Raw genomic sequence first — 21,175 nt, forward strand, 5'->3', positions numbered from 1 at the left:
CGGGTCGGTGTCTGGGTCACTGCCGGGCTGACCTGCGCCACGTGGTACGCGGTAGAGGCCGCGTGGATGATCAGACGACGCGGTGACGGCAGCGCGCCTTCGGTGTCGGAGCGGCGCAGCACTGTCGTTCTGCTGGGCGCCACCACGCTCAGCCAGGTTGGCGCCCTCATCCTCGCCTGGCGGGCGCCGACCATGCCCCTGGCTGCCGACCGCACGACGGCGGCGGCCGTCGCTCTGCCCGCGGTGTGGGCCGCTCTCACCTTGCGCTGGTACTCAGTACGCACCCTGGGTACCTACTTCCGGGCAACCATCGACATCCGCCCCGGCCAGCCGGTCATCCGAACCGGTCCCTACCGCTACGTACGCCATCCCTCCTACACCGGCGGACTGCTCGCCGTAGCCGGCGCCGCCCTCGTACTCAACGACGGGCCCGCCTGGCTGCTGCTAACCGGCACTACGCTGGGCGCCATCCTGTACCGCATCCATACTGAGGAGACCGTACTCACGCGCCACCTCGGCTCCGCATACATGCAGTACGCCGCTACGACCCATCGCCTCATTCCAGGCGTCTGGTGATAGAGATCGGTGCGGCAGTTGGGGCCGTGCCAGCCGTCGGCAGGCGGGACGTTTCTCGTAGCGGACGCCCGCAGATCCGGGAGGCCCTCCCACCTCGTTTGCTGCTGTTGCTGGTTGCGGCGTTCTTCCTCGCAGTGTTCGCGGCGTTCGTCTTCGCGCCGTGCCAGGCGTTGATGTCGTGGGGGTTGGCGAGGGCGTCGGTGGCTGCCCCAGGCGGCGCTCGTCACCCTGCCGACGTCGCGCGGACGGCCGCGGAGAGGGCATCGCCGATGGCCCGAGCTCCCAGGGCGTTCGGATGCAAGGGCGCGGCGGCACGCGTGGGGACGATGCCCTCGATGTAGCGGTCGGCGGGGGCGGTGCAGATGTCATGCCCGGTGCCCAGGGCGTAGGTGTCGACGAAGCGGGCGCCGCGCTCTTCGGCCACCTGCTTGAGCACGGCGCTGAGGTGGTTGACCGCACCTTGGATGTAGTTGGCGTCCTGCTTCCAGAAGGGCTGGGTGGGATAGCAGCCGTCGGTGCGGAGGTAGTTTCCGTAGCCGACGACGAAGACCTTGGCGTGCGGCGCCCGCCGGGCGATTTCTTCCAGGGCGGCGGTGAGGGCCGGGGCCCAGGCGTCGATGCGGGCCCTGACCTTGTCGGTGCCGCCTGCGGTGTTCTCTTCCGCGCAGCTGGTGCCGTGGGGCGGGGGCAGGATGTTGACGCAAGCCAGCGCTTCGCTGAAGAGGTTGGCGTCGTTGCCGCCGATGGTGATGCTGACAATGTCGGTGTCGGGTGTGAGTGCGTCGAACTGGGGTGCGGCCCCTGGGTGCTGCGTGGTGTTCAGATGGTCGACGGTGGCGGCGGAGCAGCTGACGTCGGTGAGCTCGGCATCAAGGGCCTTGGCCGCGATGTGCGGATAGCCGGCCAGGGAGCGCAGACACGCCGGATGGGCCGGGTCGAAGGGCGGCACCAGTGGTGCGGCCGCGAAGGAATCGCCGAGCGCGACGTACCGCAATGGTTCGTCCGCGGCCGTGACGGGTGCCGTGGCCAATACGGCACCGGCGGACAGGACGATGGCCAGAGCTACGCGCCGGGTTTTCTTCAAGAACGCCTCCATTCGGGACGTGCGTCTTTGCTCTGAGCATGTCCCAGCAGGCGTGCCGCCGCACGCGGTCCGCGGCTTCCGGTGGAAGTTGCGGCCGCTGATGACAGCACCCGCGTTCGCATTCCAGCGCAGTCATCGCGAAACGGTGGGCGACCCCCACGGCCGAACGCAGGCTCCCGGATAAAAGGTGGCGTCGCGAGCCCAGGCGCCCGTGGCGGGATTGCCGGGCCCGGAGGCTAGAGGTTGTCCCGTATGGGACGTGCGTTATCCAGTGAGGGCCAGGTTTTGGAGCCGGGCGATGCCGAGCATGGCTTGGTGAACGCCGTTGCCCTTGAGCCGGCAGTCGCGCAGGATCTTCCAGTTCTTCAGCCCCGACAGGCCGTGTTCCACCCGGGCTCTCGCCCGGCGGTGGACGGCGTTCTCCGCTTCCTGCTGTGGGCTGAGGTGTGTGTGGCCTCGCCGTTTGCGGTGCGGGATGAGCAGGCCGGTGCCCTGATATCCGCCGTCGGTGATGGTGGGGGTTCCACGGCAGGTCCGGTCGACGCCGGGCTCGGTGAAGGCCCGGCAGTCGTTGCGGCTTCCGGGCAGTGGCAGGCCGATTGCCACCACCAGGCGGCTGTGGGCGTCGATGACCACTTGGAGGCTGGTCGAGTACCGGTAGTTCTTGCTCGAGGCCGCGACGCTGCGGTCGCGGGTGGGCACCAGAGTGCCGTCGACGATGTGGACGGTGTCCTTGCGCGGCCGCTGGGCAGGCGAGATCGCCAGCAGAGGCGCCAGGTGGTCCAGGATTCTGTCGGCCGCGGACTTCGACACCCCGAACAACGGCGCCACCTGCCGCAACGTGAGATTCGTGCGCCAGTACGTCGCCACCAGCAACACCCGGTCCTCCAAGGACAACCGCCACGGCCGGCCACGCTCACACCCCCGCGCGTACCCGCGCATGCGTGGTACACGCTTTACGCCCTCGATAGGAAGGCATTACCCGGGCTGTGCAGGGCAGCACTGCCTGGTGAAGGTCCAGCTGTGCCAGTATCACCGACATGGCTGAGGGAGAGATGGCGGACACCGGACAAGCCGCGCAGCCGGGTCAGCTGTCGGTCGTCTCCACCGCCACTGACGGCATCCGCGTGCTGACCCTGGCGGGGGAGATCGACCATGACACCGGCCAGGCGCTCCGCCAGGCCCTGGACACCTCCGGCATCCTCCGCCCCCGCATCGTGGTCGATCTGAGCCGGGTCACCTTCATGGACTCCACCGGCATCAACATCTTCGTCGCCGCCCACCGCACCCTCACCGAGGCCGACGGCTGGATACGTCTGGCCGCACCCGGCGAAGCCGTGATGCGCACCCTGCAGATCGTCGGCGTCGACGCAGTGATCGACTGCCGTGAAACCCTCCGCCAAGCACTCAGCGACTGACCGATCCCCGCACCGGCCATCCGCTGCCCGACCGGATCAGTGCTGATGGTGGTCGCGCTGGGACAGGTAGAGGGGACTGAGCCGGCGCCAGTAGCCGTGCACCAGGTCTTCGGCCTCCTGCACCGCCCGCTGAGCGCATGGCGCGTCCGCCGGCAGACGTGGCTTGGCCTGAGCCGCGGTGGAGCCAGTGCGCCGGACATCCCTCAGCGCCATCCAGCGGGCTACCGCAGCAGTGCGCGGCTTGCTCCTTCGACCCGTCAGGCACCAGCGCGCGAACAGTACCGCGGCCACCACTGACAATGCGCTGACGGCATAGACCTCATGACCGGCCACTGGCTCCTCCTGCCGGACACCCGTACGGACCGTGCCGGGTTCATCTGCCCCGGTATCGCATCGTCAACGTCACCGCTGGGCCAAGAAACCCTCACATGCCATCGCCGTGTGAGGGGGGCGGCATTCAGGCGGCCCACGGCACGCTCGCCGGGCCTGCTCGACCCGGCCCGGCCTGGCCATCATGCACAGGCTGGCCATTCTGCGACGAGTGGGGCAGCCCGGAAACACTGAACCTGCCAGATGTTGGTGTGCTGGTTCTCGGCGGGCCGGGGTGCCGGGAGGACCTTCGGCTACGCCCCTCCGCCCGTCCCTCGATCAGTGACCAAGGTGAAGAAGCACATTGACATCAAGTGCGGTTGGGGTTGCAGGCTCAGCAGGGCGAGTTGAACACGACCTTTGGGAGGACAACATGCGTGCGGTCGTTTTGCACACCTTCGGGCCTGCGGAGAACCTGCGGTACGAAACCGTCGTCGACCCCGTGCCCGGCCCGGGACAGGTACGCATCACCGTCCGGGCGGCGGGCGTGCACATGGTCGAAACAATGATCCGATCGGGCCTGGTCAGCGAGTCCTTGCCGCCACGGCCCGAGCTTCCGTCGATCTTCGGCGGCGAGGTGGCGGGAACCGTGGACCTGGTGGGCGCGGGGGTGGACCCGGCGTGGATCGGACGAGATGTCGTGACCTCCGCAGCCACGCCCGGCGGCTATGCGGAACTGGCGGTCACCGATCTGGAATCGGTGCACCGGGTTCCCGACGGACTGGGGTACGAGGCGGCCGTTGCCATGATCGTCACCGGAACCACGGCCCTGCAACTTCTGGATGTCGCCGGGCTCACCCCGGACGACGTTGTTCTGGTGACGTCAGCGGCAGGCGGAGTCGGCCGCTTGGTGGTGCAGTACGCGCACAGCCTTGGTGCGAAGGTGATCGGCGCGGCAGGCGGTCCCGCCAAAGTGGGGGCCGTGAGCGAACTCGGCGCGGACACTGCCGTCGACTACAACGAGTTCTCCTGGGAGAAGAGAGTCACCGAGCAGTTGGGTGGTCGCGCTGTCACGGTGGTGCTCGACGGGGTGGGCGGAGCCCAGGCGAGGGCGGCGTTCGAGCTCATCGCCGACGGCGGTCGGTACATCACGATCGGCAATGCCTCCCAGCAGGACTTCGAGCCGGACCCCGAGACGCTGACAGCGCGCGGAATTACGGTGATCGACGCCCTGGCGCTTCTGCTTGACCGGCTCGACGAAGGGCCGAAGTTCGAGGCAATGGCGCTGGCGGCGGGCGGCGAGGGCAGGCTTGTGCCCTCCGTACAGTCGTTTCCCCTCTCCGAGGCAGCGGAAGCCCACGCCGCCCTCGAATCCAGGGCGACGACGGGCAAGGTTGTCCTGGTTCCGTAGACGGACCTCACATGATCCAGTCACAACCGCCTGAAGCAGTGGCGCGGCATCGCTACCCGCTACGACAAGACCGCCGAGTCCTACCAGGCAGCCGTCACCCTCGCATCGCTGCTGATGTGGGCGTGACATTTGAAGACAACTCCTAAGGCTTGTCCCGTAAATGATCTTCGAGTCGAGGTGGGCATTGCCGGGCACGATGCGGACTGCCGCTCTACGCGGCGAGGTTGAGGTTGTGCAGGCGGGCGATGCCGAGCATGGCGTGGTGCACGCCGTCGCCCTTCAGCCGGCAGTCTCGGAGAATCTTCCAGGTCTTCATGCGGGCGAAGACGTGCTCGACGCGGGCTCGGACCTGCTTGTGCGAGCGGTTGTGGTCTTGCTTCCAGTCGGAGTTCCTCGCCGGCCCGGCGGCGGTGGGGCATGACGAGTCCGGTGCCGGAATAGCCCCGGGCAGAGGCTGTCCGACCACGACGACGAGACGGGTATTAGCGTCGATGACGACCTGGTGGTTGGTGGAGTACCTGTAGTTCTTCGACTGCTCGGCGATGGTGTGATCGCGGGTGGGCACCAGGGTGCCGTCCACGATGAGCACGGTGTCCTTCGCGAAGCGCCGTCTGGGCTGCAGGGCCAGGAGCGGACCAAGCTGGTCGATGATGCGGTCCGCGGCGGACTTCGAAATGCCGAACAGGGCGAGTTGGCGCATCGTCAGTTCGTGCGCCAGTACGCCGCGACGAGCAGTACCCGGTCCTCCAGAGGAAGTCCCCAGGGCCGACTCCGTCGCGCCGCGTCCGCACCCTCGCGGCGCAACGCGGTCACCAACTTCCCGAAGCAGCGCGGGCTCAGCCCGGTGAACGGGGCTATCCAGGACGGCTCAGACGCCGTGATCACACCAGCCATATGAAGATCATCCCAGGACGGTTAGGGTGCCTTCGTCGCGCCGATGGACTGGAGACGGATGCTGGAACAGGACGAAGCCCTGAAAGTAGCGGTGGCGTTCCTCGCACGAAGTCAGCGCGACGATGAGCCGCCCCTTGCCATCGACGCAGAGCGCGTCCGCGAGAGCAACGGGCTCTTGATCGTGCCCTATAACTCCGTGCAGTACCTCGCCTCGCGCGATGTGAGACAGCAGCTGTTGGACTGCTGGCCCATCCTCGTTGACCTAGAACGTGGAGACGTACGGTTCGGGACCCTGGACGAGCGGCACCTTTGGGAGAACCCACGCACCTGAGGCGCTGCAGCTGCCCGCGACTGCACTTACGGGACAAGCCTTAGCGGGGCACGTCCGACTTGCCTATTTCCGGGAGATGTCGTCTTGCAATCTGCGGGAGCAGTTCACGCTCACCGTCTCAAAGCCCTCTACCTAGTATGGACTTCATAACTCTAGGCCTGGTCGGAAGCCTTGCCACCGGGCCACTGGCCTTGTGGCTTCGCCTTCGCTGGCGCGTGCGGCAAGAGCAGGCGCGCGGCGCCTACCTCATTGGTATCGCTCAGGCCCTCCCCCGGGGAGGGCGGTTCGATGGGAATCACCTGGCATCTGCGGCTACGCATGGCTGCGCAGGGGCTGTTCCAGACTACCGACCTCCGGCCGCTGCTCGCCGAACGCGGCATCCACCTGTCCCGCGAGCAGGTCTATCGCCTGGTGACGCAACCGCCCCAGCGACTGTCCATGGACACGTTCGCGGCGCTGTGCGACATCCTCGGCTGCGCCCCCAACGATTTGATCGAAGTGCGGGTCGCGAACACGCAGGTCCGCAAGACTGCCGAGGGCTCGCCGGCGCCGCCACCACCCGTACGACGCAGCACTATCCGGCGTCCAGAAGCGCCATGAGCCGTCCGCAGCCGCCGGCCGTGGTCCGTGCCTGCGTCATCGCGTATCTGTGCCGGGCACTGCCGGATCTCGCTGCGGAGGAAGCCGAGCTGGCACTGGTCGCTGTCAACGCCCACCACCACGTGGGTCTGCACCGGTTGGATGATCACCTGCGTGCTCGTCCGGACGTCGTGGTCTCGGGTGACGCGGATGTCCCGCCTTCCGTGCACCGGCTCCTGCGACACCTGTATGCAGCCGGGCATCCCGTGACGGTCCCGGCGTGTAGCGGTTGCGGTCAGCAGCGCCCGTTGCCAGAGCGAGGTCCGCGGGGTCGTGTGTGTTCGAGCTGTGCTTCCGCGGGCCGGATGCGGGTCTGCTCCCGTTGCGGTCTGGAGCGCGTCGTGGCCATTGTGGCGTCACAGGGGCCCTTGTGCGGTAGCTGCTTCGCTGCGGACCCTTCGCGGCATGAGCAGTGCCGTGTCTGCGATCGTCGAGCGCGGGTGAACCGACGTCTGCCGGACGGGTCCGCTGTCTGCGCGGCCTGTGCGCAACGCCCGCCCGACATTTGCAGTTCCTGCGGACGAGCGGGCCCAGTGGCACGACGGCTCGAGACCGGGCCGTTGTGTGACTGCTGCTACCGCGCACACCGTGTGCCGCGCGAGTGCGGGCTGTGCGGCAGAACAACCGACATCCATGTCAGGGCACGCAATGGCGCCCCTGACCTGTACCGATCGTGTGCCAAGGAACCCATGGCCGTGTGCATCGAGTGCCGCAGGCTGCGGCCCTGCACGGGTCTTCGGGCGGGTACCCCGCGCTGCAGCTCCTGCAAGGCTGCGCCTGTCGTGCCCTGCGCGCGGTGCGGACAGCACAAGCGACGCCGGGCACGTTGGCCCTCGGGCGGCGTGTGCCCTTCCTGCTACGCCTACGTTCGCTCACACCCACGGCCGTGCGCGACCTGCGGCCGCACCCGGCCGTTGACCGGGCCAGGTCCGGACGGCCGGGGCACGTGCGGCGTGTGCTGTGGCGCCTCCAACGCCTACCTGTGTTCGACCTGCGGTTCAGGCCGGGAGACCGACCGCGGTGCGCGCTGCTCCCGCTGCGTGCTGCGCGACCGCCTGGCAACCGAGTTCCTAAACAGTCACGGCGAGGTCCCATCCGGAATCGGCCCGCTGATCGAAATTCTGCTGCGTGCCCCCAGGGCGCGTTCCATTCTGGTCTGGCTGGAGAAGCCCCGCGGAGGAGCCGACTGTCTGCGGCGCCTGGTCCACGACGATCTCCCACTCACTCACGACTCCGCCGGGCCGGGGCAAGGGCCGGCGTTGTTGAGGGCCACCCTCGTCCACCTCGGTGTCCTCCCCCATCGAAACGAGCCCCTGGCCGCCCTGCAGCCCTGGTTGGATCGCACGCTGGCGCCGCTGCCCGCCCAGCACCGCCGCACCCTGCGCATCTACGCCGAATGGTCCCTCCTGCGACAGGCCCGGCGACGGGCGGCCCAGGGCCGCTTCACACCCAACAGCGCGGCGTCCGTACGCAACGCCGTCCGTTCCACTGCAGCTTTTCTCACCTGGCTCGACGAGCACGACATCCCGTTGGGGGACTTGGCCCAGGACGACATCGACAGGTGGCTCTCCGAGGGACGGGAACGCCGGCACACCCGGCTCTTCCTACGCTGGGCCCACCAACGCCGCCTCACAGAGAACCACGAAATCCCCGACCGGCAGCGGGACGAGCCCCACCGCTGGTGGACCAAAACCGAGCACTGGACACACCTTCAACGCTGCCTCCACGACGACACGCTCCCCCTGGAAGTACGCGCCACCGGCACCCTGACGCTGCTCTACGGGATGCCGATCACACGGATCGCAGCTCTCACGCACTCCGACATCGGCGCCGGCAGCACGCCCCAACTGCGCATCGGCGAGTACCCCGTCACGCTACCTCCGGCCGACCGCCAGCTCCTGCAGCGCCGAGCCGAACACGGCATACAGCACTCGGCAGTAGGCCGAATCACGCCACGCGCCGGCTGGCTATTGCCCGGCTACGCCGCCGGGACGCACACCTCAGCGGCCACCCTCGCGCGCAAGATGCGTCTCCACGGCTTACCCGCGCACCCCAGCCGCAACACCGCCCTGCTCGCTCTGGCCGCCGACCTGCCCGCCTCCGTACTCAGCGACACTCTCGGCATCAGCATCAGCGCAGCTCTCCGATGGAACCGTCGAGCCGCCCGCGACTGGAACATCTACCTCGCGGCTCGCCCTGGAGGAGGTCGATACTTCAAAGGCGAACGACTGCCGAAAGGTCAGGGTTGATTGGTGCCGCTGGCCTGCCGTTGGACATCGTCGGCGTGCGGCCGGTCAGACGGGGGAGGCTGCCGAGGGCCCGTGGTCGATCTTGCTCACGCGCAGGTTCCGATTGTGAGAGATCGAGCGGGTTGCAAGACCTTTTAGAAGGTGCGCTCGGCTATCTTCGCCCGCTTGCTGGTCTGCAGCGTGCTGCGCAGTGTGTCGGCGGGCAGGGGTGCGGCGGGGGCTTGGAGCATGTTCTCGGGTGCTGTGTTGGGGTCGGCGAGGTAGATGGGGGTGTAGGCGCCGGATTCGGGTTCGAAGCGCCAGCTTTCGGCGAGGGTTCCGGCGTCGACGGTGTCGTAGCCGAGGCGGTGGATGAGCTGTGCTGCCTGGGCCTTGGCGGCGGGGTCGTCGCCGGCGATGGGCAGGGCGGTGCGGTCGGGGGCTGCGTCGGGCCGGGCGAGCTGGGGGATGTGGTGGGCGAGGATGTTGTTGAAGGCTTTCACCAGCAGGGCGCCGGGCAGCCACTGCTGGGCGAGTTCGCTGGTGGTCAGGTCCTCGGAGTCGAGTTCGGCGATGCGGCCGTCGCGGTGGGGGTAGTAGTTGCCGGTGTCGAGCACGATGCGGTCGCGCAGCAGTCCGGCGGGCAGGTGGGCGTACGCGGTGAGCGGGATGCTGAGCAGGGTCGTCTCCCCGGCCCGGGCGGCCTGTTCGACGGTGCCGGCGGTGGCGCGCGGCCCGAGTTCCTCAACGAGCTCTGTCAGGGTCTGCGGGCCGCGTGAGTTGGCGATCATCACGTCGATGTCCGCGGCGACGGCCAGCCGTGCGACGGCACTGCCGATGTTGCCGCTTCCGATGATGCCCAGCGTCGTCATTGCTGTTCGCCTTCTTTCGTGAATGGGATGCCCCGGGGTAGGTCCGGGCGCGTGCGGTGGTGGGTGTGGTTGCCGGCCGTGGTGTGGGTCAGGCCGTGGGGGTGGTGGGTTCGGGGGTTACGCCGAGGGCCTGGGCGAGCAGGGTCCGGGAGTGGATGCGGGTCTGGGGGTCGGCGATCATGTCCTGGACCATGACTTCGTCGACGCCGGTGGCCTTGGTCATCTGCTCGATTTGGTCGCGGACGGTGGCGGGGCTGCCGGCGATCTGACGGGGCCAGCGTCCGTCGGTGATGACGGTGGGCGCGTTCTTCTCGGCATCGCTGAGCTCGGCCGCGGCTTCCTCGACGGTGGGCACCAGGGCGGAGGTGCCGGTGCGGACTGTGCGGGCCAGCAGCGCGGTCCGGATCCAGCTAAGCCGCCGGGCCTCGGCATCGGTGTCGGCGACCACGGCGCTGACGGCCAGGAGCGCGCGCCGGTCGGCGGGCCCGGTAACCGCGTGCGCGTAGGCGCCGTGGCGGAGCAGGGCGCGGGGGGCGGCGTCGGGGTTGGTGAAGCCCGCGAAAGCGTATCCGAGGCCGAGTTCCGCAGCCGTCTGGGCGCTGGTGCCGGAGGAGCCCAGGATCCACACCTGGGGGCGGGTGGGGATGCCGGCGGGCGGGTCCAGCCGGGCGAAGGCGCTGCCTTCGGCGGGGCGCAGGCCGAGGTGGGCGAGGACCTCCTCGATCTGCTGGTCGTAGTCGTCGGCGGGCGGGGTGTGGCGGTCGCGGCGCAGGGCGAGGTCGATCAGGGGGCCGGCGGTGGCGCGGCCGAGACCGAGGTCGATGCGGCCAGGGGCGAGGGCTTCGAGCTGCAGAAAGGTCTCGGCGACCTTGTAGGGGCTGTAGTGGTTGAGGAGCACCGCGCCGGAGCCGACCCGGATGCGTGAGGTGGCGCGGGCGGCCAGGGCGATGAGGATTTCCGGGGCCTGGGCGGCGAAGCCGGCGGTGTCGTGGTGCTCGGCGTACCAGATGCGGTGGTAGCCGAGGTCTTCGGCCTGCCGGGCGGCGTCGAGGGCGTCGTTCAGGGCCTGGGGCTTGTCGGCGCCGGGGGCGACGGTGGCCAGTTCGACGAGGGAGAGCTTCACGGTCTGCCGTTCCTTGCTACCGCCCCGCGTAAGGGCTGACATCTCGGGGCGAGGGGAGTGCCGATTCCGCATGGGGCACGGAGTCGATAAATGCAATGGTAACCCAAACTGGCACTCCGTTCCACTTCGGGCCTATGTACACTCATGGCATGGCCGATCCAGCGAAGACTTCCTCCATCCCCTCGCCACCCAAACGCGCCTCGCTGCGTGAGCGGACGCGTGCCGCGATGCGCGCGGAGGTCAGCGACGTCGCCTTCCGGCTTTTTGTCGAGCAGGGCTTCGAGAACACGACCGTGGAACAGATCGCCGCCGCGGCCGGCCTGTCGCGCACCACGTTCTTCCGGTACTTCGGCACCAAGGAGGAAGTGGTGCTCGGCCGGGTGGGTGAGTACGGACGCCAGGTCGCCGACGCCCTCGCCGCCCGCCCCGCTGGGGAAAGTCCCTGGTATGCGCTACGCCGCGCCTTCGACGTGATCACCGAGGCCGGGCCCGGCAGGCCCGGAGCGCCCGCGGACATGATGCGGCTGCTCAGCCAGGCGTGCGTGCTGATGACACGGCACTGGGAGAAGACCCAGGGCTGGCAGAGCATGATCGCCCCGGAGGTTGCCCGCCGGCTCGGCGGCCCCGACCCGGTCACCGACATGCGGGCGAACGCACTCACTGCTGCGGCGATCGCCTGCCTGGACGCGGCCACCGACGCCTGGATCGCCACCGGCGGGACCGCGTCCCTGTCCGACCTCGCGGACCAGGCGATGGGGTGCCTGCACGAGACGGGCGACACACCCGGATAGCCGCACCGGGCACCGACGCCCGACGGCCACTCCCTTGAACCCGGCGCGGGCCGATCGCCCCGCCGTCACCGCGTGCTGCCCTCCGGGCGGTGGCGCTGCGGCGGTCGGCGGGGAACGCCTGCGCAATGGCGGCGTCGTCGGCCGCCTCATCGCCGTCTACGACCATTGAAAACCCCGGCCCGGCCCGCCGCGTGCTCCTTAGCAGCCACAGCGGGTTGGCCGATCCTGCGCCGACCACCCGCCCGTAGTCGGCGCTGGAAGGAGTCGACTACGGGGGACACGATGCTCATTTGATCCCGTCCCTCGGATCTTGGGGCCGACCATCACCAACCGGAGCACGAGCCCGCGGGCGTACGAATAGCGCAGCCTTGGAATACGTACCTGGTACCAGCTGCCCGCCCCGACCTCTCCCCTGCCGACGTCCCCCGACTGACGTCACCGCCGCACTGACGGCGGCACGGGCGCGGCGGCCCCGCCGACGCGCAACACCGGAGAGCGCGCCCCGATCCCCGGCAGCCCGCGCCGCCCATCCCGCGCCCTCCCACTCCTCAACTCCAGCCAGGACATGGGCGAAAGCGGCCGCAACAGGGATGTCAGCGAGCCGACCACACCGAAACAGCGTGGTGACAGGCCCGGACACGAGGACGGTCCATCGGGTCCCGCAACCGTAGGCGCGACCCTCTGTCGCAACACATGGCGCAACCCTTGTCGCAACCGGCTCCGGGCGGCCCACCGGCCACGCGTTCGAGATCGAGTTGCCCCCGACCGGTGTCCCCGCGGCCCGTGACACGCTCAAGGCACTACCGCGAGCAGAAGACGGCCGGTGCCTCCAACCTGGAGGAACGGCAAACCATGCCGGTGTCATGACTTGAGCGGCTCCCCATCATCGGCGAAGAACTGAAGAGCCCAGCGACGCAGGGCAGCTTGGTCTCGAAATGAACGCTGCCGTCGACGAAAGCACCCGCCTGCGCCACGGAACCGTCGGACCGTCCGCCCTCTTTCCGCAGCCTGCAACGCACCAGGGCCTGCTCGACCCCAAGGACATCCCATCATTCCTGCCGGACGCATGGGCCAGGCCACTGGACGCGCTGAACGGGCCTGCAAGACAACTGCGCCGTGACGCGGCCATCCGCCTCCTTCAGATGACAGATGACCCGCGGAGGCTCCCGCGCAGCGGCCGCCCGCTACCTCGGCATCACCCCCGGCACCCTCCACTCCACCACCGTCACCGTCCGCACATGCCAGAAGGAACCAGGAAACGTCAAGGCATACCAGACAGCACTGCGGCACGTAGCCGACATCGCCATTCACAGGAACGAGCCGACCAACTTCACGGCAAATTTCAGGTTGCACGGATGTGCCCCGGAAGAGTAGCCGGACCTCACTGCCACGCGACTGCGAGCAGATCGCCCTTCACCCCTCGCCGGTGGCGAGGACTTCCTTCCTCGCGCACCGGCCGGCCCAGGCTGCCGGGCGTGCTTGGCCCGGTGGCCCTGGTATCGCACACCGCAGTTTTTCCGCCTGTCCCTCCCCGAACGGAGCATTCATGCCCACGCCGCCACCGTGCTGGTGACCGCCGTCCTCGCCACTTCGGCTGCCGGCACTGCCGCGGCCGACACCAACAAGAGCGAGTAGACCTCCGCCCTCAGCGGCCCCCTCGCGCCGATCCTGTCCCCGGCCACCGTCCCCTCGGACAACGCCCAGATCAACGGGCAGCTCATGGACAAGGCCCACACCAGCAACTGGGCACTCCTCGACTACGTCGGCTCAGACGTGGGGCTCGGTCCGTACTCCGGGCTCCTCGGCGGCGGGGCCACCCCCGAGGCGTTGTAGGCGCTTTCCGCCAAGCCGTGCCCGGCTCCTTACCGGGTGCTGGCCCACCACCGTCAGCACCAATCTGCGAAGGCAGGATCATTCATGGACAAGACGCTCACCCGCTCCGCCGTGCTCGCCCTGGCGGCCACCGCCCTGACGCTGGCTGCCGCGGGTACCGCGGCTGCGGACACCAAAGAGCGAGCAGACCTCGGCCATCAACGGGCCCACCGCGCCAACCTGTCCCCGGGCACCGGCCCCGGCGACAATACCCAGGCCAACCAGCAGGCCATGATCAAGCGCCACACCACCAACTGGTCCCTGATCGACTACATCGAGCTCCCCAGCCTCCCCGGCGCCGCCATCAACGCCGCCTAAGAGTTCCTACTGACCTTTCCGTTGAGTTGTCGGGGCTGACATTGCTAGATCCCTGCGGTACGCCGTGGCCATGAGATATCCCCAGGGCGGTGGTCTCACGCCGCAGGGCCAGGCCGCACGGGAGCGGGCGCGCATGCTGGCCGTCGGTGGTTTTGCGCGGGGCGAGAAGAACACGGTGATTGCGGAAGAACTGCGGGTCAGCGTCCGGTCGGTGCAACGGTGGCGCCGGTCCTGGCGCGAGGGAGGGCGACAGGCCCTGCGCCCGTCGGGGCCGGCCAAGCGGCCGAAGGTCGGCGACAGTGACTTCGCCGTGCTTGAGACACTGTTGCTGGATGGCGCGGTGGCTCGAGGCTGGGCGGATGAGCGGTGGACGCTCTCGCGGGTGCGGGTGCTGATCGGGGACCAGTGGGGGATGTCGTTGTCGATCCGCGGAGTGTGGGAGTTGCTGCGGCGGCAGGGCTGGTCGTGTCAGCAGCCTGCCCGGCGGGCGGTCGAGCGGGACGATGCGGCGGTGGCCGGCTGGGTGAAGGAGTCCTGGCCCCGGGCAAAGCCACCGCGGCGGCGCTCGGGGCATGGCTGGTCTTCGAGGACGAGGCCACTGTCTCGATGACGTCGCACCGCGCACGCACCTGGGCACCCAGAGCGAGCACGCCCGTGGTTCGGTTCAATGGCGCTTCCCGTGGCCGCATCTCGATGGCCGCACTGGTGTGCTTCAAGGCCGGCGAACGCAGCCGGCTGATCTACCGTCCTCGCATCCAGGGCCATCACCGAGGTGCCCACCGTGGCTTCACCTGGCAGGACTACCGAGACCTTCTCGTGCGGGCTCACCTTCAGCTCGGCGGTCCCGTCGTGGTGATCTGGGACAACCTGAATGTGCACCGCTACAGTCGATTACGTGAGTACGCGGCAGAGCACGACTGGCTCACCATCGTCCAACTGCCCAGCTATGCGCCCGACCTGAATCCGGTCGAGGGCATCTGGTCGTTACTCCGGCGCAGCACTACCGCCAACGTCGTCTTCACCGACCGCGACCACCTCGTCGCATCGGTCCGCAGCGGTCTACGCCAGATCCAGCGGCAACCCCACCTCATCGACGGTTGCCTCGCCGAAGCCGGCCTCTCACTCAACACGACAACTCAACGGAAAGGTCAGTAAGACCTCTGAGAGAGCATCTGATCAGTGTTCACGAGGATGTGAGTGGGATGTCCGTTTCGATTCGCCAGGTTGGTACGGATTCTCCGGTCAGTTCGCGGGACATTTTGTTAGCCATCGCCCAGTGGATCACCGCCCTCGACCTCTGCGGGAGGGCTTCGTAGTCCCGCGCCAGGCGGCGGTGCTGCATCAGCCAGCCGAAGGTTCGGTCGATCATCCACCGCTTCGGCAGCGGCTCGAATCCCTTCGTGCGCGGCCGCTGAACCATCTCGACATCGAAGCCCAACCGGGCGCCGTGGTTGAAGATGCTGTTCTGGTAGCCGCCGTCCGCCCAGACCTTGGACACGCTGGGATGTGCCGCGGCCAGGTCGTCGAGCAGGAGCTTGCCACCGGTGGTGTCGTGAACGTTCGCGGCAGTGACGAGGACAGCCAGCACCAGACCGAGCGTGTCCGTGATCAGGTGCCGCTTGCGGCCTTTGATCTTCTTGCCGGCGTCAATGCCCTGGCTGGTCTCGGCGACGTTTGCCGAGGTCTTCACGCTCTGCGCGTCGGCCAGGCCGCCGTGGGATCCGCACGGCGGCCGTGTGATCGGGGGGTCTTATCGCGTAACAGGTCGTGGGCCTGCTGGGTGGTGCCGTCGGTTTCCCACTTCGCGTAGTAGTCGTAGACGGTGTTGTTGGGCGGGAAGTCGTGCGGCAGGTACTCCCACGGGATGCCGGTGCGGTTGACATAGAGGATCGCGTTGACGATCTCTCGCAGTTCGTGCACCCGGGCCGCTGTGCCGGGGCCGTGTCCGTCTCGCCCGCCATGCGGTGAAGACCGGTTCGGTCAAAGCCCAGCGGGCGTCGGACACGTCACTGCGGTATGGACGACGAACACTCACGCCTCATCCAACGATCGCCAACGACCCCAGTCACAAAAACATCCCAGAACACCAACTACGGAGATCAGATTCTCTCTTACAGGCCGCGTAGCGCCTCGTACAGGTCGCCGTAGGCGGTCCAACAGTCGATGCTGCCGTCGTCGTAGAGGTTGCCCATGTACCAGTCGCCGTCATCCTCAAGCTTCACAAGGCACAGGCTGTGGAATCCGAGAACGATCTCTGCGCTTAGCATCTCGTGGGCCTCGCTGATGCTGACCCACTTCACTGGTCGATCGGGATTCAGGGCGACAGCGTCTCGGTCCCCGGATACATCGCGGATCTGCTGAAGAGTCCATCCCCGGGGGAGTCGCGCGTCGGCCATCTACGGATGATCTCACTCGCCAGACGTAGATCACCGCTTTAGACATCGTTTCTGATGGCGTGATCGCTCGTTGAGCCGTGCATGACGGATCTGGTGGAGCGGTTGGTGCCGGACGAGTTGTGGACGCTGTTCCGGCGGGTGGTCCCGCCGACGGAGGTCCTACGCCCGCAGGGCGGCGGCCGCTGACGGGCCGAGGACCGCGACTGCCTGGCGGCGATCATCTTCGTGGCCACCTCGGGCTGCACCTGGCGGCAGCTGCCGCCGATGTTCGGGCCGGCCTGGCCCACCGTCTACCGGCGCTTTGCGCAGTCGAGCCGGGACCAGGTCTGGGCCAGGCTCCACCGCGTCGTCCTGGACGAATTCGGCAGGCGGGGTGGGCTCGACTGGTCGCGGTGCGCGATCGACTCAGTCAGTGTCCGGGCTGCAAAGGGGGCCACTGACGGGACCGAATCCGACTGACCGTGGCAAGTTGGGATCGAAGATCCACCTCATCACGGACCGGAACGGCCTGCCGGTGTCGCTGGGTATCTCCGGCGCCAACATGCACGACACTCTCGGCCTGAAGCCGCTCGTGCGCGGGTTCCCGCCCATCCGCTCCCGCCGCGGACCTCGCCGCAGACGCCCCGCCAAGCTCCACGCCGACAAGGGCTACGACTACGACCACCTGCGGAATTGGCTCCGCCAGAGGGGCATCCGAAACCGCATCGCCCGCAAGGGCATCGAGTCGTCCAAGCGGCTCGGCCGTCACCACTGGCTGGTCGAAAGGACCGTGTCCTGGCTGGCCGGCTGCCGATGCCTGCACCGCCGCTACGAGCGGAAGTCGGAACACTTCCTCGCCTTTGTCGGCATAACCGCAACCTTCATCAGCTACCGAAGACTCACCAGCTGAGGTGCCGACTATCCGACGAGCCGTTCTGCCGCTTGGCGGTACTGGTTCGACTGAACTCCCGCCAGTTTCCACAGAGCAGGCAGGCCGTTCTTCCGGAGCCGGCCTTCCGCATCCTGCTGGCAGGCCAGCTCGAAGCGGACGAGGCTGTCGAAGGAGCCGATACGGATGGCGGACGGCCAGGCTGCCACCGCCTTCGACGCCAGGTCCAGCCCCTGCGCTGCCACGATGTCCTGCTGCTTTGGCTTCGTCAGCACCACTACGGCGAACACCACAGAGGTCCAGCCTCTGACGAAGTCATGCCCCGCGAACTCTGCCGGGTACCTGGCGTCCAGCGACCAACTCTCGGCAAACGCAGAGCCGAGCAGGTCGTCGTCGAGTTCTCGGCCGTCAAGAAACGCCACGATGTTCGTCACTCCCGCCATGATCAGGCTGTAGCGGTCGAACAGGCCGACTCGCTCCGCCAACACCTGTATAGCTCCGCCCAGCCGGATGGCTGCGGCGCAACACAGAGCCTCCCCAACGGCATCAAACGTCTCGTCCACGATCCCCCAGTGCCCCTGGCCTACGCCCAATAGAGGGCCACAACCAGGCACAATAACCGCAAGGGCACCAAAGGAAACGACATCTTAGAGGTCGTTTTCTCCTGTGAGACGCGCTTCATCCAGGTCTTTTCGATCGGATGTCATTATCCCGGCGGGTCTGGTGGAGTGGATGTGGCGGATGCGCCACATGGGTGCCGGCTGGGACGGGATGTGGCTTGCGCCTGTCTCATCCCAGGACGCCCGTCGTGTGGCCCGTGCTGCCGCTGCTTGTGGTGCACGCCAGGGCGCACGCCCCGGGCCGGCGGTACGTCCAGGGCATCACCGAACGTCGTCCGTATCCGAGTGATCTGTCCGACGCGCGCTGGGAGTTGATCGAGCCGGTGCTGGGTGCCTGGCGGGCCGAGCGGCGCCGGCATGGGCTGAACATCGGCCGCCCGCCCGAGCACGACCTGCGCGAGATCATGAACGCGATCCTGTATGTAGACCGCACCGGGGTGCAGTGGCGCTATCTGCCGCACGACTTCCCGCCCTGGGAAACCGTGTACGGCTACTTTGCCAAGTGGCAGAAGGACGGTGTGTTCCCCCAGATCACCGGCATACTGCGCGGGCTGTTACGGCAGCGGGAGGGCAAGGGAGCGGAGCCGTCCGCGTGCGTGATCGACGCGCAGAGCGTGAAGACCTCCACCAGCGTCCCGGCCGCCGGGCAGGGCACGGACGCGGCGAAGAAGATCGTCGGCCGCAAGCGGAGCATCGTTACCGACACCCTCGGACTGCTGCTCGCGGTGCTGGTCACGGCCGCGAGCGTGCAGGACTCCGCGGCCGGCACCCACCTGATCGATCAGGTCGCCGTCGCCCACCCCTCCATTCGCAAGGTCTGGGTGGACGGCGGCTACCGCCAGCACCTCGTCGAGCATGCCGCCACCGTCGGCATCGACATGGAAATCGTCCAACGCACCCCCGGAGCCAAGGGATTCTCCCCGCTGCCCAAGCGCTGGACCGTGGAGCGGACCTACGGATGGCTGATGTTCCACCGCCGTCTGGCCCGCGACTACGAAACCCTGCCCGCCCGCTCCGAAGCCATGATCCACCTCGCCATGACCGACCTCATGGCCCGCCGCCTCATCGGCGAGGCCACCATCTCCTGGCGCGACCCGACATCAACGGATCAAAAACATGTACCGGGATGAAGCAACGAGAGAAAACGGTCTCTCAGCGACGAGAAACCCTCTTCGCCGAGACCGCCAACCGCCTTCCAGACCTTCCTGGACCAGAACGAGATTCCCCGGTCGAAGTCCTGGTCCTCGGCAGTTGAGTCCGACCATCCAAGATCCCCGACAGAGTCAAGTGAGGAACGCAGGAAGCCCCGTCGGGGCAGGGCGACCAAATGGGGCCCCTGCCCCGACGGGGCTCGGTCGGCCGGACGGCGGGTTACCGGCGCCCGGCCGAGGCCGGTGTCGTGTGCGTGCTTTGTGGCTCAGCCGAAGTTCACGTCGCTGCACCACATGTAGGCCTGGTCGAGGTGCGAGGCCTGCCAGATCACGAACAGGATGTGGTGTCCGGTGTAGCCGGAGGTCTGGACAGGGAACGTGATGTTCTGCGCCGGGGCGAAGCGGCCGGTCTGCGTGATGAAGTCGAGGTTGCTCCAGCCCAGGGTCTGCGTCTTGGGGTTGAAGCCCTGCTTGCTCACGTAGACCTTGAAGTAGTCGGCACCGTGGGACGCCTGGTCGTACAGGTGGACCGAGAAGTTGTTGCCGACGGTGGTGGTCTTCCACGGTCCGGGATTGTTCAGGCTGGCGTTCCTCGAGAGGTTGTTGCTGCAGAGCGTCCCGTCGGGGGTCCGTGCCTGGAACTGGCCACCGAGGCCGTCGCGGAGCGCGCTCATCCAGTTCCACATGGTGTCGGGGTTGGCCTGGAAGGCCTGCCAACACATGGGGTCTTGGGTCTGCATGGCCGGGTTCGTGTGGTTGTTGCCCCACGTCTTCCAGCACTGGTACGCGCGGGTGGCGGGGCCGACGACGGTGCCGTGAGCCTGGGCGGGGGCCGACCAGGTGAGTGCGCCGACAACCACGGCGAACAGCATGACGAACGCCTGGAGAGGTCGGCGGAGGGGCGACAAACGGCTGGCTAACGGACTCTGTTTGCGCATGTGGGGGGACTCCTTCCAGTTGTGAGGCTGTCATGGGAGCGCTCCCAACGGTAGGTATTCCGAGTGAGATGTCAATGAAACAAACGGAGTTGATTACAGGGATGGGCGGCCAGCAGGGAATCTGCCGTGAGCCGGGAGTCAGAACCGATCCCGGGACCGGAAAGCGAGGATGCGGCCTGGACTGGTGTGCCTGGCCGGCGATGCCGCTCTCTCCTGGCGCAACCCAACATATGGCCATCAAACACTCATTCCGGAATAAAATATCGGGAGAAACGACCTCTTAGGCCGTGTCCTATGCGGTGAGGCGTCGTTGACCTCGGTATGGGGCGGGGTACGTGGAGTTGGATTGTTCCGGATGGGTTGTGGGAGATCGCGAAGCCGTTGATCCCGCCCTCGAGGGTGCGGCCGCAGGGCGGTGGAACGCGGGACACTCCTGATGAGACGCTGTTCGCGGCCATCATTTATGTCCTGGTCAGCGGCTGCGCCTGGCGTCAACTTCCGCCTTGCTTCGGGATATCGAAGTCGACCGCCCACCGTAGGTTTCTGATCTGGTCGAGAGCAGGAGTCTGGGGCCGCCTGCACGAGGCGGTACTGCGCCGGCTCGACGACGGTGGCCTCATCGACGTCACCCGTGTCGTCCTGGACACCGCCCACGTCAGGGCTAAGAAGGGGGCGAACACACAGGTCCAAGCCCCGTGGACCGGGGCAAGCCGGGTTCCAAGATGCACATCCTGTCGGACGCGAACGGGTTGCCCCTCCTTGTCGGCGTCTCCGCCGGCAACACCCACGACAGCGAAGGGCTGAAGCCCATGGTCGAGGGTCACCAAACGAGACACGACCCCCACCGCGGCCGCCACTTCAAGCCCCAGCGCCTGCACGCGGACAAAGCCTACGACCGCACCGACCTGCGGAAATGGTTGCGCGGGAAACGCATCGGAGTACGGATCGCGCGCAGAGGCATCGAGTCCAGCGAACGATTGGGCCGCCGCCGCTGGATCATCGAGCGGACGGTGTCCTGGCTGTCCGGCTACCGACGCTTGAGCCCTCGCTACGAGCGTGATCCCCGCAACTACCTGGCCTAATCCGGGATTAGTAGTGGTGGCTCCGTGGACGCCGAGCTGATGCCTGTGCCCGACCAAGCCTTGATGCTCTCTGATAGATCGAGCACGGTTCGGCGTCCTCGGGGCCACCACCACAGCACGGATGTTGGTGCTCGTCGGTGCTGGGCGAACGCCTGTACCTGGCCGGGCCTTGATGCCTGGAGAAAGATCGGCGCGTCCAGCGCCGTCGAGTGTCAACGCCCGCACCTGGCTCACTCGTTGGTGTTGGTGGAGCG

The 21,175-nt window shown here is 67.6% G+C and carries 18 protein-coding genes and 5 pseudogenes; 14 read left to right on the top strand and 9 right to left on the bottom strand.

Going from position 1 to position 21,175, the window contains the following annotated elements; translation table 11 throughout:
- Positions 1 to 66 precede the first annotated feature (66 nt).
- Positions 67 to 576 (top strand): methyltransferase family protein, encoded by a 510-nt coding sequence (locus ACFWJX_RS22215; RefSeq protein WP_383245830.1) that lies wholly within the window; start codon positions 67 to 69, stop codon positions 574 to 576.
- 223 nt (positions 577 to 799) lie between these two features.
- On the opposite strand, the gene ACFWJX_RS22220 is transcribed toward ACFWJX_RS22215, so the two are convergent.
- Together ACFWJX_RS22220 and ACFWJX_RS22225 are read right to left on the bottom strand one after the other, a co-directional pair.
- Positions 800 to 1,660: an SGNH/GDSL hydrolase family protein gene (locus ACFWJX_RS22220; RefSeq protein ID WP_383245833.1), complete on the bottom strand. Its 861-nt coding sequence runs from the start codon at positions 1,658 to 1,660 to the stop codon at positions 800 to 802.
- A gap of 264 nt (positions 1,661 to 1,924) precedes the next feature.
- Positions 1,925 to 2,590, bottom strand: a pseudogene (locus ACFWJX_RS22225) (transposase); the annotation flags it as partial.
- Between the two features lie 110 nt (positions 2,591 to 2,700).
- On the opposite strand from ACFWJX_RS22225, the gene ACFWJX_RS22230 reads away from it, so the two are divergent.
- Positions 2,701 to 3,078 (top strand): STAS domain-containing protein, encoded by a 378-nt coding sequence (locus tag ACFWJX_RS22230; protein WP_383245836.1) that lies wholly within the window; start codon positions 2,701 to 2,703, stop codon positions 3,076 to 3,078.
- A 36-nt stretch (positions 3,079 to 3,114) separates the two neighbouring features.
- Here the strand turns inward: ACFWJX_RS22230 and ACFWJX_RS22235 are convergent, their stop codons facing one another.
- Positions 3,115 to 3,411 (bottom strand): hypothetical protein, encoded by a 297-nt coding sequence (locus tag ACFWJX_RS22235; RefSeq protein WP_383245838.1) that lies wholly within the window; start codon positions 3,409 to 3,411, stop codon positions 3,115 to 3,117.
- 409 nt (positions 3,412 to 3,820) lie between these two features.
- Between ACFWJX_RS22235 and ACFWJX_RS22240 the strand changes: the two genes are divergently transcribed.
- On the top strand, positions 3,821 to 4,798 hold the full coding sequence (locus tag ACFWJX_RS22240) for a zinc-binding dehydrogenase (protein WP_383245840.1): 978 nt from the start codon (positions 3,821 to 3,823) through the stop codon (positions 4,796 to 4,798).
- Between the two features lie 24 nt (positions 4,799 to 4,822).
- A pseudogene (locus tag ACFWJX_RS22245) lies at positions 4,823 to 4,924 on the top strand (IS5/IS1182 family transposase); the annotation flags it as partial.
- Positions 4,925 to 5,009: 85 nt separating this feature from the next.
- On the opposite strand, the pseudogene ACFWJX_RS22250 reads toward ACFWJX_RS22245, so the two are convergent.
- Positions 5,010 to 5,692, bottom strand: a pseudogene (locus ACFWJX_RS22250) (transposase).
- Positions 5,693 to 5,750: 58 nt separating this feature from the next.
- Between ACFWJX_RS22250 and ACFWJX_RS22255 the strand changes: the two are divergent.
- The 3 genes from ACFWJX_RS22255 to ACFWJX_RS22265 all read left to right on the top strand — a co-directional run bounded on the left by ACFWJX_RS22255 (position 5,751) and on the right by ACFWJX_RS22265 (position 8,911).
- Positions 5,751 to 6,023, top strand: coding sequence for a YrhB domain-containing protein (locus ACFWJX_RS22255; RefSeq protein ID WP_383245843.1), 273 nt, complete (start codon positions 5,751 to 5,753; stop codon positions 6,021 to 6,023).
- A 288-nt stretch (positions 6,024 to 6,311) separates the two neighbouring features.
- Positions 6,312 to 6,623 carry a helix-turn-helix domain-containing protein gene (locus tag ACFWJX_RS22260; RefSeq protein ID WP_383245846.1) on the top strand — a complete coding sequence of 104 codons (312 nt, stop codon included), beginning with the start codon at positions 6,312 to 6,314 and terminating at the stop codon, positions 6,621 to 6,623.
- A gap of 1,079 nt (positions 6,624 to 7,702) precedes the next feature.
- Positions 7,703 to 8,911, top strand: coding sequence for a hypothetical protein (locus ACFWJX_RS22265; protein ID WP_383245847.1), 1,209 nt, complete (start codon positions 7,703 to 7,705; stop codon positions 8,909 to 8,911).
- A gap of 134 nt (positions 8,912 to 9,045) precedes the next feature.
- Here ACFWJX_RS22265 and ACFWJX_RS22270 read toward each other — a convergent pair whose 3' ends face one another.
- Positions 9,046 to 9,762 (bottom strand): NADPH-dependent F420 reductase, encoded by a 717-nt coding sequence (locus tag ACFWJX_RS22270; protein WP_383245850.1) that lies wholly within the window; start codon positions 9,760 to 9,762, stop codon positions 9,046 to 9,048.
- Positions 9,763 to 9,850: 88 nt separating this feature from the next.
- On the bottom strand, positions 9,851 to 10,885 hold the full coding sequence (locus tag ACFWJX_RS22275) for an MsnO8 family LLM class oxidoreductase (protein WP_383245852.1): 1,035 nt from the start codon (positions 10,883 to 10,885) through the stop codon (positions 9,851 to 9,853).
- Positions 10,886 to 11,034: 149 nt separating this feature from the next.
- Between ACFWJX_RS22275 and ACFWJX_RS22280 the strand changes: the two genes are divergently transcribed.
- The 4 genes from ACFWJX_RS22280 (at position 11,035) to ACFWJX_RS22295 (ending at position 15,021) form a co-directional block, all read left to right on the top strand.
- A complete protein-coding gene (locus ACFWJX_RS22280) occupies positions 11,035 to 11,676 on the top strand; it encodes a TetR family transcriptional regulator (protein ID WP_383245854.1) in 642 nt (213 codons plus the stop codon).
- Positions 11,677 to 13,593: 1,917 nt separating this feature from the next.
- A complete protein-coding gene (locus ACFWJX_RS22285; RefSeq protein ID WP_383245856.1) occupies positions 13,594 to 13,866 on the top strand; it encodes a hypothetical protein in 273 nt (90 codons plus the stop codon).
- A 70-nt stretch (positions 13,867 to 13,936) separates the two neighbouring features.
- Positions 13,937 to 14,476, top strand: a complete 540-nt coding sequence (locus ACFWJX_RS22290; RefSeq protein WP_383245858.1) for a winged helix-turn-helix domain-containing protein — start codon at positions 13,937 to 13,939, stop codon at positions 14,474 to 14,476.
- Positions 14,473 to 15,021: a transposase gene (locus ACFWJX_RS22295; protein WP_383245861.1), complete on the top strand. Its 549-nt coding sequence runs from the start codon at positions 14,473 to 14,475 to the stop codon at positions 15,019 to 15,021. The genes ACFWJX_RS22290 and ACFWJX_RS22295 overlap by 4 nt, the downstream gene beginning before the upstream one ends.
- 28 nt (positions 15,022 to 15,049) lie before the next feature.
- Here ACFWJX_RS22295 and ACFWJX_RS22300 read toward each other — a convergent pair.
- Positions 15,050 to 15,901: pseudogene (locus ACFWJX_RS22300) on the bottom strand (IS5 family transposase).
- Positions 15,902 to 16,343: 442 nt separating this feature from the next.
- On the opposite strand from ACFWJX_RS22300, the pseudogene ACFWJX_RS22305 reads away from it, so the two are divergent.
- Positions 16,344 to 17,151 (top strand): annotated as a pseudogene (locus tag ACFWJX_RS22305) (IS5 family transposase).
- 8 nt (positions 17,152 to 17,159) lie between these two features.
- Here the strand turns inward: ACFWJX_RS22305 and ACFWJX_RS22310 are convergent.
- On the bottom strand, positions 17,160 to 17,693 hold the full coding sequence (locus ACFWJX_RS22310; protein WP_383245864.1) for a hypothetical protein: 534 nt from the start codon (positions 17,691 to 17,693) through the stop codon (positions 17,160 to 17,162).
- A gap of 317 nt (positions 17,694 to 18,010) precedes the next feature.
- On the opposite strand from ACFWJX_RS22310, the gene ACFWJX_RS22315 reads away from it, so the two are divergent.
- Positions 18,011 to 18,880, top strand: coding sequence for an IS5 family transposase (locus ACFWJX_RS22315; protein ID WP_383246386.1), 870 nt, complete (start codon positions 18,011 to 18,013; stop codon positions 18,878 to 18,880).
- Between the two features lie 287 nt (positions 18,881 to 19,167).
- Here ACFWJX_RS22315 and ACFWJX_RS22320 read toward each other — a convergent pair whose 3' ends face one another.
- Positions 19,168 to 19,773: a lytic polysaccharide monooxygenase gene (locus ACFWJX_RS22320; RefSeq protein WP_383245867.1), complete on the bottom strand. Its 606-nt coding sequence runs from the start codon at positions 19,771 to 19,773 to the stop codon at positions 19,168 to 19,170.
- 387 nt (positions 19,774 to 20,160) lie between these two features.
- On the opposite strand from ACFWJX_RS22320, the gene ACFWJX_RS22325 reads away from it, so the two are divergent.
- A protein-coding gene (locus ACFWJX_RS22325; protein WP_383245869.1) for an IS5 family transposase occupies positions 20,161 to 20,921 on the top strand; the annotation gives its coding sequence in 2 pieces (ribosomal slippage) (positions 20,161 to 20,506 and positions 20,506 to 20,921; 762 coding nt in all).
- Positions 20,922 to 21,175: the final 254 nt, after the last annotated feature.

Source organism: Streptomyces sp. NPDC058335, assembly GCF_042723915.1.
Taxonomy (GTDB): domain Bacteria; phylum Actinomycetota; class Actinomycetes; order Streptomycetales; family Streptomycetaceae; genus Streptomyces.